Origin of the sequence: Arhodomonas sp. SL1 (assembly GCF_052060015.1) — a bacterium.
Taxonomy (GTDB): domain Bacteria; phylum Pseudomonadota; class Gammaproteobacteria; order Nitrococcales; family Nitrococcaceae; genus Arhodomonas.
Genome location: NZ_JBPODZ010000028.1, coordinates 1 through 11,748 on the forward strand (window position 1 = coordinate 1; position 11,748 = coordinate 11,748).

General features: G+C 62.0%; 12 protein-coding genes and 1 pseudogene. 4 read left to right on the plus strand and 9 right to left on the minus strand.

From position 1 onward, the window contains the following. From ACQ754_RS16645 to dinB, 6 genes and pseudogenes are all read right to left on the minus strand, one after another. A pseudogene (locus ACQ754_RS16645) lies at window positions 1-215 on the minus strand (IS5/IS1182 family transposase); the annotation flags it as partial. Between the two features lie 197 nt (window positions 216-412). Beyond that, window positions 413-1,768: a methyltransferase domain-containing protein gene (locus tag ACQ754_RS16650; RefSeq protein WP_440998172.1), complete on the minus strand. Its 1,356-nt coding sequence runs from the start codon at window positions 1,766-1,768 to the stop codon at window positions 413-415. A 386-nt stretch (window positions 1,769-2,154) separates the two neighbouring features. Next, on the minus strand, window positions 2,155-3,018 hold the full coding sequence (locus ACQ754_RS16655) for a glycosyltransferase family 2 protein (RefSeq protein WP_440998173.1): 864 nt from the start codon (window positions 3,016-3,018) through the stop codon (window positions 2,155-2,157). A 77-nt stretch (window positions 3,019-3,095) separates the two neighbouring features. After that, window positions 3,096-5,039: a hypothetical protein gene (locus tag ACQ754_RS16660; protein ID WP_440998174.1), complete on the minus strand. Its 1,944-nt coding sequence runs from the start codon at window positions 5,037-5,039 to the stop codon at window positions 3,096-3,098. A gap of 107 nt (window positions 5,040-5,146) precedes the next feature. Further along, window positions 5,147-5,578, minus strand: a complete 432-nt coding sequence (locus ACQ754_RS16665; protein ID WP_440998175.1) for a pilin — start codon at window positions 5,576-5,578, stop codon at window positions 5,147-5,149. 295 nt (window positions 5,579-5,873) lie between these two features. After that, complete coding sequence (dinB, locus tag ACQ754_RS16670; protein ID WP_440998176.1) at window positions 5,874-6,938, minus strand: DNA polymerase IV; 1,065 nt, start codon at window positions 6,936-6,938, stop codon at window positions 5,874-5,876. 141 nt (window positions 6,939-7,079) lie between these two features. On the opposite strand from dinB, the gene ACQ754_RS16675 reads away from it, so the two are divergent. Continuing rightward, on the plus strand, window positions 7,080-7,421 hold the full coding sequence (locus ACQ754_RS16675) for a hypothetical protein (protein ID WP_440998177.1): 342 nt from the start codon (window positions 7,080-7,082) through the stop codon (window positions 7,419-7,421). A 157-nt stretch (window positions 7,422-7,578) separates the two neighbouring features. After that, window positions 7,579-7,791 (plus strand): DUF4351 domain-containing protein, encoded by a 213-nt coding sequence (locus tag ACQ754_RS16680; protein WP_440998178.1) that lies wholly within the window; start codon window positions 7,579-7,581, stop codon window positions 7,789-7,791. A 162-nt stretch (window positions 7,792-7,953) separates the two neighbouring features. On the opposite strand, the gene ACQ754_RS16685 is transcribed toward ACQ754_RS16680, so the two are convergent. The 3 genes from ACQ754_RS16685 to ACQ754_RS16695 all read right to left on the minus strand — a co-directional run bounded on the left by ACQ754_RS16685 (window position 7,954) and on the right by ACQ754_RS16695 (window position 9,029). Beyond that, window positions 7,954-8,517, minus strand: coding sequence for a Uma2 family endonuclease (locus tag ACQ754_RS16685; protein WP_440998179.1), 564 nt, complete (start codon window positions 8,515-8,517; stop codon window positions 7,954-7,956). A 64-nt stretch (window positions 8,518-8,581) separates the two neighbouring features. Beyond that, window positions 8,582-8,833, minus strand: a complete 252-nt coding sequence (locus ACQ754_RS16690; RefSeq protein WP_440998180.1) for a BrnA antitoxin family protein — start codon at window positions 8,831-8,833, stop codon at window positions 8,582-8,584. Then, a complete protein-coding gene (locus ACQ754_RS16695; RefSeq protein WP_440998181.1) occupies window positions 8,826-9,029 on the minus strand; it encodes a BrnT family toxin in 204 nt (67 codons plus the stop codon). The genes ACQ754_RS16690 and ACQ754_RS16695 overlap by 8 nt, the downstream gene beginning before the upstream one ends. Window positions 9,030-9,034: 5 nt before the next feature. Between ACQ754_RS16695 and ACQ754_RS16700 the strand changes: the two genes are divergently transcribed. Further along, the gene (locus ACQ754_RS16700; RefSeq protein ID WP_440998182.1) at window positions 9,035-10,690 is read left to right on the plus strand and encodes an ABC-ATPase domain-containing protein; all 1,656 of its coding nucleotides are present in this window, start codon (window positions 9,035-9,037) and stop codon (window positions 10,688-10,690) included. 351 nt (window positions 10,691-11,041) lie between these two features. Next, window positions 11,042-11,748, plus strand: a 707-nt coding sequence (locus ACQ754_RS16705; RefSeq protein ID WP_440998183.1) for an RNA-guided endonuclease InsQ/TnpB family protein, incomplete at its 3' end; no start/stop codon positions are given.

Below are 11,748 nucleotides of genomic sequence, written 5' to 3' on the forward strand. Positions count from 1 at the left end.
GCGTGCTGCAGATACAGCAATCCGGCAATGAGCCGTGGCGGCGCGGCGGGCCGACCCGTCGGGGAGGCAAAGAGCTCGCTCCACTCGCGCTCGAACACCGACCAGTCGATGCGATCAGCCAGCTTCACCAGCGGGTGACGCGGATCGATCAGGTTCGCCAGCTCACTGCGGAAGAGATCGTCCTGTGGCGCGTGCCGCTCGTCCCGAGGCCCCATCCAACACCGTCCGTTATTGCAGGGAAACTGCGCTGAGGATACCAAAAACCGGCAATTTCAGAATGCCGGGAAATGACCCAACCTACGCCATATCAGTGGGTTGTGAGTTTTTCAGGGCCGACTAGAGAGTAGCCAGTGGTCCTCCCGGCTGTAATAGTTGTTCCGTCCGAATGCGACCGCGGCCAAAAAAGTAAAAACTATTCCTTAAGAAAAGGAAACAACCGCAATAACGGCGTCTCTATAACGAATCTGGACTTTACTATCAGCAGCGATAACAAAGAAGGCTTTCGGTCCATAACACGTTCCTCAAAAGGTAAAAACGTCGCTAGCGTTACCCAAAACGCGCTTCTTATTATCCCGCTAAATAAAGTAAACGACGCCATAAAAGGGCGGCACCTCATTCGAATAAGAATCCGTCCCAGGCGGATGTCGTTTCTCGCTGCACTGTATTTAGAATGTGCCTCGAAATCGATAATGTGTACTCGTGGGGGCGTCGTTTCCGTTACAAGGATGTTTCGAGGGTGGAGGTCAATGACGTTGAATACTGGTTCGTTATTTATGTGCGGAAAAGAAGAATCGTGGACGTCCACGATTCGATTGCGCAATTGACGCCGCGCCTCGATGAGCATCGACGCAACTGTGTCCCGGCTTTTTCGGGGTGTGCTTTTTCTTAGCCAATCCGTAATGCTGCTTCCTGGGATGAAGGGAAAAACTAATGCGCCGTCAGGCATACGTGCAAGAGGTTGAACGGTAAACTTGCCAGAGGCTTGGGTGCCGATAGAATACTCGACTCTATCGACATGCTTGAATAGAGGGCGGCGTTTTGTAACATAGCGCTTTCCGTCCGCCGCCGTTACGAACTTAAATATCACCCCGGAAGCTGGAGTGTCCTTAGATTCGTATAAACGAAGTTTTTGACGTTTTGACCCTACCGATCTAGTGTAGCTTGGAGCGCCGCGATATAAATCGTTGGGAATTATATTTTGTTCAACGATTTTTTTTCTTTCGTTAGTCTGAGGTTTTTCTCCGAGGTTGATGCACAAAAGATAACGGCGAACTCCGTGCATAGGGAAACGCCCTATTACGCGAAAGGAGGCAACACGGGGCGATAGAAGACGGAGCAGTGCTGTGTGATGCTCTTCGTCGGTACTGAAGTATTCACTCAAAACCCGTTGCCATCCCCATCGGGGCCCCTCTTTGAGGCTTCCAGTTTCGAAGAATAATTGCAGGCGGCAGTGCTCAGCTATGGAAATGAGTGTTTGGAAGGCAATGCCTAGTCCGTAGGTTTTTACTATGTGGTGATGTACTGCGCCATAGAAGGCGGCGTCATAGTAATTAATCAAGGGAATTTCGGTTACGTCGCTTTCGATAAACCGAAAATTCTCATCATTGGTGAGATCAGCGGGGAGCGCGTTTCCGCTTAGGTCGATGCCTGTTGCGTGGGTGACTTTTCCTGCGTAGAGCAAATTGCTGCTAACTGCGCCTGAGTTGCATCCGATATCGAGAAAGGTGCGTACCTGACTGTCTAAATGGCGGGCAATGTGGCTGCCCATGTGGAGAGATCGGGTCTTACGCCTAGCGTGGTAGGAGGGGTCGGGGCGGGCTCCGTTTCGGGCGCGATTGTTACACATAAGGGAGTAATCTCGTCCTTATTATGGCGCTGCCTGGGCGGCCAACTCGATTGCTCTTCGGCGCAGTGGGCATGCGCATGAGCGCTACTGTGAGCCCGGGTGCTGCTGACGCGCCATTCCCGGAATGTATGGTCAATGCATGGCACCTCTTGAGACACGTGCATAGTTAGGAAACGCGAAGTGGAAGGCCAATTCGCCGGGCCGTCTGCATGCATACGCGGAGGCGTCGTCGCGTATTGTACTACAAATGAAAAACAATGGCCGTAAGATCATGGTCTACGTGCCTCCGTGGTACGCACAGGGAGTGATCAGTCCTTGTACATCAGTTGAGTAATCTGTTCCGAGACCAGGCCAATCAGGAAGGCGAGGACAGCAGTGGTCAGCAGGAGTGCCGACATGTTGGTGAAACGCCCTTGGGTAAGGTACGTGTAGCCGTAGTACGCCAGCCCCAACCCGAACATTCCGGCGCTGGCCGGAACGAATATCTTCAGTGGAGAGTACAGCGTCGCAACCTTGAAGATGATCACCAAAAAACGGAGCCCATCGTGGAGCGGACGGATATGACTTTTGCCTTCGCGCTTTGCGGCGGTGATGGGGACATACTCCACGCTATAGCCTGCCCGGAAGAACGCCATAGTGATGGTGGTCGGGTACGAGAATCCGTTGGGCAGTAGGTATAGGAACTCGCGGAATTTGTTTGCCCGCACTGCGCGGAACCCAGAGGTTAGATCCTGAACACGGTGACCGGTCATATAGCTAGCTAGACGATTGTAAAATGCGTTCGCGAATCTCCTGCCTATGCTCCCTTGGGAGCCACTACGTCGGGCGCCGACGGCCATGTCAGAACCTGTCGCGACTACATGAAGTAGGCGCGGAATATCATTCGGATCGTGCTGTCCGTCCCCATCCATAAAAATAATAACATCGCCTCTGGCGCGGCGCGCCCCGGATTTGATCGCGGCGCCGTTTCCGGACGAGTACGCCCTTGAAATAAGTTTTGCTCCGATTTCTTCAGCTATTGACCCGCTTTGGTCGTTCGACCCATCGTCGACGACAATGATTTCCGACTCCCGGTCAAGCACTTCTTTGATTTTGGAAATCAAAGGACGCAGGTTACGAGATTCATTCTTTGCCGGAATAACTACAGATAGCTTTTCTGCGACGAAGTTCATGGGAAACCTTTAGGGTTTGGCTCGCCCTGTGACGTGGTGTTGTTCGTGCGGTGTGGCCCGAGGCGATGATTCAGTTTCTATTGTTGAGTTTCGCCGTTTACCCGAATCTGGTTTTCTAAGTGCTGAATGTCTCGCAGCCATATTTTCGGGCCGATGACATTATTCAGAGTTTGCCCTCTACGAACGTGTGACTTTACAAGAGCCAAATGGTCCAATGCGTGGTCCAGTGCTCCGGCCGTGGCTAGTTGAGCAGCCTGTTGGAGGCCCGTCTCCGGGTGCGGACGGAGTTCGAAAGCATCGCGAAAAAGGTCCGCGGCGACGCCGATATTTCCCGCCTTTAGTGTTACTACGGCGCGGGTGTGGGCGATCTGGAATTTCGTAAAGCGACTTTGCTCAGGGGTCTGCCCAGCCGCCACGGCGTCAAGCAGGATGCCGGCGTCCGTAGGTCCCAGTCCATCGCATCGCCCGCCAGTAATGGACTGCACGAGTTGACGCAGCAGGGTAAAGGTGCCCGGTTCGTACGTGCCATTGCGAACTCCGGTAACGGTCTGCGCGAATACTTTGTTGACCGTTCGCTCGGGGGCATATTTGCAGAGCAGGGCGAGTTGATGTAGGTGTAGCGCCGCGTTATCGGGCATACGGGTGATCCCACCCTGTAGTAACTGGTACGCTTCGTTCAGTTGTCCTGTGCGTTCTAGCTCTAGGGCCGCCGCGCGCTGTGCGCGCTGGGAGTAGGGATGCCTTTCGGCCCAATAGACATGCAAGTTCGTCGGGTCTCCCCATAGGGACGCCCGGTCCCAAGTCAGACCTAGTAAGATGGCCAAAATGGTCATTAATATGATCTGCTGAAGCAGACGGTTATTGAGGGCGCATAAAACTATACCCGCTATAGGGAAACCAAGGAAGAGCGTAGGGAGGTAGTTCCGGTGCTCGAAATACAGCTCCAACGGGATAGCGGTCGACTCAACGACGTGACCAGTGAGGAAAAATAACCAAGCACCAGCCGAAAGCGGAAGGGTTCTTCGAAAATGGAGTGCGGCCGCCGTGATTGCGATGAGCAGTGAAAGGCCGAACAAGGTTCCCGGGTTTTCCAGTGTGCTGGCAATCGGGAATTCTCCTAGAAGGCCGCGATAATTCGTGCCGGGTAGAAACCAATTCTGTAGGTACGAGCCGAGTACGTGAATTTGTGTTAGTAGCCGCTCCGGAAGGCTAAAAGCACGATCGGCATAGGCGCCATTGTTCGGCCAAACTCGGACTGCGTATGAGATAAGGTACCCAAGGATGGCTGCTGAGGGCAATGTGAGCAGGATATGACGATGGAGCTGCTGCCACCAGAGTAGGGATGGGCTGCCGCGTATGAAAGTGCATTCGATAACGAAGAGGAGGAGCGGTAGCATGGCGCCATTTTCTTTCGAAAGTGCGGCAAGTGGTGTGAATATTGCTATGGCTAGGGTCATGAGTATTGCGGCGACGGCCGGTTTAGTACGAACGCATCGCCGCCCAACGAGGTAAATGAGAATGCCGACGAGGACGAACAGGGTGGCGAGTATGGTCATCCGCTGCACGGGATAGAGAACGGTGGAAACCAGGAGGGGGTGGAACAACCAGAAACAGGTAACAAAGCCGGGGATTAAAACGGGGCGGGTGGTGTGCGTCGGACTTTGGGAATGTAACAAGAGTCGGACGATGGAGAAAAGGAAAACGCCGTTCAGAAGATGTAATAGGAGGTTCGTGCGTTTAAAGGAGTACGGGTTGCTAGGCCAACTGTAATCGTCGATTAAGAAGCTTAGTAGGGCGAATGGGCGACCCGTTGGACCAGCGGTCCCGCTCGCGAGGTATCGCCGAAGTTCTGCAAGCGTATCGATTTCGCCCGTGGCGCCGAGTGTAGAGAGTGATGCGAAATCATCAAACAGGAAAGGTCCTTGGAGACCCGGGCGATATGCGAGGAGCACCAGGAGACCAAGGCATAAGGCAACCGCTGAAAAAACAATGTAGTCGCGGGAATGCCGCTTGGTTGGCATTTGGTTGTATACCCTGAATGAGGGCTGTTCCCATCGGAAACAGCCCTAATAGCGACAGAGGGAGCGCTCGTCAGAGTCTGCCGGTGTTCACTGCAGGAATTCCTTACTTACCGACACCGTTGCGGAAGGTATTCGGCATCGATATTGCTGGATTTGCAGGTCCATTCAACTGAGCCCACATTCGTTACTGGGCTCAGGGAGACACTATTGCCCTGGAGCGGGGCGGAGACCCCAGAGGAGTTGAATGTTGCCGTAATGACGCCGCTAGATACTGCCACCTTTTCCACGTACTCACCGCTGACGTCGGTGGCGGTTGGGATTCCGGCACTGCCGCTGTCCGCACCCGTGAAGGTGCCTTCTGTATTATAGAACTCTGTTACGGTCGTCTTCTGACCGCTCGCAAGATTCAACCCTTCCGTGACTTGGGAACGAGCGACATAGTCCTGATATGCCGGAATGGCGATGGCGGCGAGGATGCCGATGATCGCCACGACGATCATCAGTTCGATGAGGGTGAAACCCTGTTGCGTCCGTTTCATGATGGACTCCTTATTGGTCAGCTAGCTTGTGTTCCCGGTGCCCTGTGCCCGGCGAGCCGGTGGCCCCTTTATATCGGTCCTGCCCCGGTGCTCGATTGACTTGAAGCAAGGTTCGGGCCATCTGCGCCACTTCCGTCGGTTCCCAGCGACGGGGCCTGTCGTGGCGGGGGGATCGACGGGTCTCACCTTTCCTGCGTGATGATCTTTGAGGACTGATCGCGGGCTCGAGGTGACCCGTGGCGGCACCTGTCAATACGCGACTGACGTGCCGCGTCACTCCATCGTTAGTTGCGCGTCAGACGAAGGAGAGCTGCTGGCCCTCCGCCGGGGCGTCGCTGAGCTGGGATAGCGTCACGCCGAGCAGTCGCACCGCTCGGTGCAGGCGGTGCTCGCGCAGGCAGGCGTCCGCAGCGGCGGCGAGAGCGTCCCGGTCGTCGGTGGGCGTGGGCAGGGAGCGCGAGCGGGTGTGGGTGACGAAGTCCCGGTAGCGGACCTTCACGGTCACGGTGCGCGCCCGCAGGCCGCGCTCGGTGAGCCGGGGCAGCAGGCCCTCCAGCATTTCCTCCGCGAGGTGGGCGAGGCGGGCGCTGGAGCGGCAGTCGGTCTGGAAGGTGGTCTCGCGGCCGATGGACTTGCGCCGGCGGCGCGGGGCGACGGGGCGGTCGTCCTGCCCGTGGGCGCGCTCGTGGAGGTCCCGGGCGTGGCCGGGGGAGAAGACGGTGGCCAGGCGTTCGACCGGTGTTTGTGCCAGCTCGCCGATGGTGGTGATGCCCAGGCCGCTCAGGCGCTCGCCGGTGCGCGGGCCGACGCCGTGGAGGGTGCGCACGGGCAGGGGCCAGACGCGGTGGGGCACGTCGTCGACGGTTAGCTCGGTGAGGCCGTCGGGCTTTTCCAGGTCCGAGGCGATCTTGGCGAGCAGCCGGTTGGGGGCGAGGCCCACGGAGCCGGTCAGGCCGGTGGCCTCGCGGATGGCCTGCTTGACCTGCGCGCCGAGGGCCCGGGGCGGCTCGTCGCGGTGGCTGATGTCCAGGTAGGCCTCGTCCAGGCCCACCGGCTCCAGGCGGGGCGAGAGCTCACGGAGGCGGGCGAAGACCTGCTCGGAGGCGGCGCGGTAGGCGGCCAGGTCCACCGGGAGGAATACGGCGTGGGGGCACAGGGCCAGGGCCCGGCGCAGGGGCATGGCGGAGTGGATGCCGTACTGTCGGGCCTCGTAGGTGGCGGTGGAGACCACGCCGCGGCGGTTGGGGTCGCCTCGGCCGCCCACCACCACGGGCTGGCCAACGAGCTCCGGGCGGCGCAGCAGCTCCACGGAGGCGAAGAAGGCGTCCATGTCCAGGTGCATGATGGTGCGGGTGGTCATGCGGGGCATGTCCTAACCTTGACTGTGTCCGGTCTGGGCCGGTACGTCGAGTATGGTCGCCGGCCGTGGGGGCGACGTCCCCAGGCGGGGGACGGGCGTTGACGGGCAACGTTCACTATCATCGCATGTGGGAGTATCGCTATGCGCAGCCGCATCCCCGAACGAGACTGGAAAGTCTTCCGCGACCTGCGTGAGAAAGCCCTGGACCGCTTTTGCCGCCGCGCGCTCGACGAGATCGCGAGCCTGTGTACAGGCACCGATGACGGCATGACCAACCATGAGCGCTACCTCACGGTCTATGACCGCCTGCACGCGATCAATGACGACATGGCGTACGCCTTTGATAACCCCGCCCGCTCGATCGCGTGGCAGCAGATCGCGATCATCCGCCGCCTCGGCTTGTGGACCGATGAGGAGCTCGCTCGCTTCAGCGAGGAAACGCTCCAGCGCGTCCGGCTCCTGGGTCTCGACGGCGAGGGGTGAGCGTCAGACTCACCGTCCGCCGCGCAAGGGTTGCGGGGTCGAGGTGCGTTTATCGTCGGTGGAATGTTGAGACGCTAGGCAGGTTTTGCACCATTGGCCGCGGAATGATAATGAACGACAGCAATTCCAACGGCACTACGCCGACGAGGTGGACGCCATGAGCACATTCGCCGAGCGGTTCACGCAGCAGGGGCTAGAGCAGGGGCTTCAGCAGGGAGAGGCGGCGGTGCTCCTTCGGCTGATGGAGCACCGGTTCGGGCCGCTGGCGCCGGAGCAACGCGAGCGCATCGAGTCCGCGGATGCCGAGACGCTGCTGGAGTGGTCGGAGCGCATCCTCACTGCCAGCCGGGCGGAGGATGTTCTCGGCTAGGCGGGCGGGAGCACGGCGTGCGGCCGGTCACGACCTAGTGGTCCCCCGGCCGTCCACCGCGTGGGACGTCCGGCGATCTCTAGGCCACGCAGCACTTCCACGGACGGGAAGAAGGCGTCCATGTCCAAGTCCACCTCAAACCGTTACTCGACGACGCGGGCACTACCGCCACAGGTCACCGAGGCGGAAGCCGGCCTCGGGGAAGGGCTCGGCGGTGACGGTGTCCTCGGCGTGGGACAACGCGACCTGCCGCCACTCGCCGTCGTCGAGCGCGTAGGCCTCCAGGACTTGGGTGCGGGGGTCGATGAGCCAGGCGTGGGGGACGCCGTAGCGGGCGTAAACAGGGAGCTTGACCTCGCGGTCGCGGCTCTCGGTGGCCGGGGAGAGGATCTCGCAGACCCAGTCGGGGACGACCTCGAAGCGCTGGTCTTCGGGGAGCTCGGGCATGCGCTCGCGGCGCCAGCCGGCGAGGTCGGGGACGAGGACCTCGGTGTCGCGCCGGAAGTGGACCTCCGGCTCGTCGAGGATCCACCAGCCGCCCGGGCCGCCACGGCCGCGGGCGTACGGGGGCAACAGCTCGGCACCGAGATTGGAGCTTGCGGCGGCATGCGCCCCGCTCGGCCGCGGCTGGGTGTGGAGCTGGCCGTTGATCAGCTCACCGGTGACGCCCTCGGGGAGGGCCTCGATGGCGTCGTACAAGCGTGTGGGTCGTGCGGGTGCCGGCATGTCCAAGCCCCACTTGTCCTTGAGGAGAGTATAGGGCCGCGTTATCGCACGCGTGAACGGCGCGCTAGTTTGCGTGGTGAAGCTCTTGACGGAGAATCTCCCGCAGCCTTCCCGCCGTCAATGGCATGTTTTCGTCATCCAATGCTGCCCGCAGGGCCTCATTGATCGCAGTTTGATAACCAATCCCGCGTGCTTCCGCGCGCTTGCGGAAGGCCTCGATCACATCGTTATCCAGCATGATCGTGATGCGGGTCTTGCCGGGAGGCTCAACGGCCGGGCCGCGCTTCCCCTTGCTGAAATCGTACTCATTACGCATGGTAATTGCTCGCCTCATTTCGGCTTGCTTTGCGCGCGGAGATGATGCGGACGCTCTCCCCGCGCGATGTGTGGACTACCCCCAGAATGCGCCCTAAAGAGTCGGCCCCCAAATCCGTGCACTGCCGGCGCCCACCCTTCGGTTCGCCCCGCGCTTGTGGCACGGTGAGCGCCGTCTCGCCGGCAGGGAGGAACACCAACCATGGGCGCGCTGCAGTCCACGCTCTCGCGCATCGACGGCAAGGGCTACAAGGCCTACCGGGACATCCTCGGGCGCTACGCCTTCGAGGACTTCACGCTGATCATCGACCACGTCCAGGGCGACCCCTACGCGGCGCCGTCGCGGCTGCGGGCGGTGATGCCCTGGGCCCGGGCGGCGCTGCCGGAGGATGCGCGCGGCGGCGATCGGGCCCGGGCGGCCCGGGACTGGCTGGCCCGCGGTTTCCGCCGGGCGGTCCGCGACGAGCGCGCGCTGGCCATCGACGCCGGCGCCCAGACGGTGCTGGACCGCACCGCCTGCCTGTTCACCGACGAGGGCGTGGAGCTGCGTTTCACCCTCAACCTCCCGGCCCGCGGGCGGACCATCCTCGGCCGTCAGGCGGAGGCGCTGCTCTGCAAGGCGGTGCCGGCGGCGGTGGCGCAGGCCCTGGCCCCGGAGCACCGCGACGAGGCCGCGCTCGCCCGTCATTGTGACGTGGTCGAGGACCAGGTGGCCCTGCGCGGCCAGCTCGCCGAACGGGACCTGGTGGCCTTCGTCGGCGACGGGGCGGTGCTGCCGCGGCGCTCCGGCGTGGACGACCGGCCGCTGGCCGACGCCATCGCCTTTGCCGCGCCGGAGGCGCTCGCGGTGACCCTGGAGGCGCCCAACGCCGGGGCGGTGACGGGGCTCGGCATCCCCCGGGGGATAACGCTCATCGTCGGCGGTGGCTTCCATGGCAAGTCCACCCTGCTGCGGGCCATGGAGCTCGGTGTCTACGACCACATCCCCGGCGACGGCCGTGAGCAGGTGGTCACCGATCCGATGGCGGTGAAGATCCGCGCCGAGGACGGCCGGGCGGTGCACCACGTCGACCTCTCCCCGTTCATCAACCACTTGCCCTACGGCAAGTCCACCGAGGCCTTCGAGACCGAGCTCGCCTCGGGCTCCACCAGCCAGGCGGCAGCGTTGCAGGAGGCGCTGGAGCTCGGCGCCGCGAGCCTGCTGGTGGACGAGGACACCTCCGCTACCAACTTCATGATCCGCGACGAGCGCATGCAGGCCCTGGTGGCCAAGCGCGACGAGCCCATTACCCCCTTCGTCGACCGCATCCGCGAGCTCCGCGACGCCCTGGGGGTGTCCACGGTGCTGGTGATGGGCGGCTCCGGGGACTACTTCGCCCACGCGGATACCGTCATCCAGATGCACGACTACCTGCCCCGGGACGTCACCGATGAGGCCCACCGCATCGCCGCCGAGCATGCCGATGGCCGGCGGGAGGAGGGCGAGGCGCCGCTGGCGGCACCCCGGCCGCGGGCGCTGCGACCGAAATCCGTGGACCCGGCGGACCCGAAGGGCAAGGTCAAGACCAAGGTGCGCGGCGTGGATACCCTGGTCTACGGCCGCGACGATGTGGACCTGCGGGCCGTCGAGCAGCTGGTGGACCCGAGCCAGGTGCGGGGTATCGCGCGGGTCCTCCAGCGCCTCGCCAGCGAGCGGGGTGAGTGGATCGAGGCCCCAGCGGAGCGGGTGGCGCAGTGGTTGGCCGCGGATTGGGAACGTCTCGCCGGCCATCCGGACGGCGACCTGGCCCGGCCCCGCCTGGCGGAAGTCATGGCGGCTTTGAACCGCCTGCGCAGCGCGCGCTTCCGCGCGCTGTAGGAGCGCGCCTCGCGCGCGAAGGTTCGCCTGCGCGGCAGGCCTCCTACGATGGCGGGTTCCGTTTCGCTCCACCCGCCCTACCGTCCCCGGCTACGAGGCGGTGCGGTTTCGCGTGTAGGAGTGCGCCTTGCGCGCGAAGATTCGCCATGACGCGCATCTCTACCAATCCGCGCCGCAGTGCTCCGCCTATAGCCGCTATGCGTCTTAGGGGGTGGTGAAGCGGCGCATGGCGGGCAGCGCCATCATTCCGGGGCTTCCTGTTGCTCGATATACTGCTTCAGCATCGGGAGTGGCGCACCGCCGACGGTGATGAATTGCCGGTGTTCGGCAAACTCCTTGTATATTGGCGGCATGGTCCAGCGCAAGGTCACATACCGGCTTTACCCCACGACGGCCCAGCTTGCTGTCCTGGAGCACCAACGCTGGGTCCATTGCCTGCTGTGGAACGAGGCACTGGCCGAACGGCGCCGGGCCTGGGGCGAGCGGCAGGAGTCGCTGGGGTTCTCGGTCCAGTGCAAGCGGCTGACCGAGTGGCGTGCCCAATCGAAGCTCCTGCGTGGCCTCAACGCCCAGTCCGAACAGGTCACCCTCAAGCGCCTGGATCTGGCGTTCCAGCACTTCTTTCGCCGGGTGAAAAACGGCGAGACGCCGGGGTTCCCCCGCTTCAAGCCCCTGCACCGCTTCAAGGGGTGGGGGTACAAGTCTCATGGCGATGGCTGGCGCCTGATTACCAACGAGCGGATGAAGCACGGCACCCTGCGCCTGTCCGGCGTTGGCAGGGTGACCATTCGGGGCAAACCCCGTACTCCCGGCACCCCGAAGACCTGCGAGGTGTTTTCTCGCAACGGGCGCTGGTACGCGTCGGTAACGCTGAACTGCGAACCATCGCGTCAACGCGGAGACACACTGGGCGGTCTGGACTGGGGTCTGGAAACCTTCGCCACTGTGGCCACGCCCGCGGGGACCGAGACCATCGACAATCCGCGCCACCTGGCCCGCACCCTGCACGAGATCCGCCGGGTCCAGCGCGACATCTCCCGCAAGGAGGAGGTGGCGAA

Bases quoted from the DNA above. Each gene is read 5' to 3' on its own strand.
- ACQ754_RS16650 (WP_440998172.1), bottom strand. From the start codon at position 1,768: ATGGGCAGCCACATTGCCCGCCATTTAGACAGTCAGGTACGCACCTTT.
- ACQ754_RS16655 (WP_440998173.1), bottom strand. From the start codon at position 3,018: ATGAACTTCGTCGCAGAAAAGCTATCTGTAGTTATTCCGGCAAAGAAT.
- ACQ754_RS16660 (WP_440998174.1), bottom strand. From the start codon at position 5,039: ATGCCAACCAAGCGGCATTCCCGCGACTACATTGTTTTTTCAGCGGTT.
- ACQ754_RS16665 (WP_440998175.1), bottom strand. From the start codon at position 5,578: ATGAAACGGACGCAACAGGGTTTCACCCTCATCGAACTGATGATCGTC.
- dinB (WP_440998176.1), bottom strand. From the start codon at position 6,938: ATGACCACCCGCACCATCATGCACCTGGACATGGACGCCTTCTTCGCC.
- ACQ754_RS16675 (WP_440998177.1), top strand. From the start codon at position 7,080: ATGCGCAGCCGCATCCCCGAACGAGACTGGAAAGTCTTCCGCGACCTG.
- ACQ754_RS16680 (WP_440998178.1), top strand. From the start codon at position 7,579: ATGAGCACATTCGCCGAGCGGTTCACGCAGCAGGGGCTAGAGCAGGGG.
- ACQ754_RS16685 (WP_440998179.1), bottom strand. From the start codon at position 8,517: ATGCCGGCACCCGCACGACCCACACGCTTGTACGACGCCATCGAGGCC.
- ACQ754_RS16690 (WP_440998180.1), bottom strand. From the start codon at position 8,833: ATGCGTAATGAGTACGATTTCAGCAAGGGGAAGCGCGGCCCGGCCGTT.
- ACQ754_RS16700 (WP_440998182.1), top strand. From the start codon at position 9,035: ATGGGCGCGCTGCAGTCCACGCTCTCGCGCATCGACGGCAAGGGCTAC.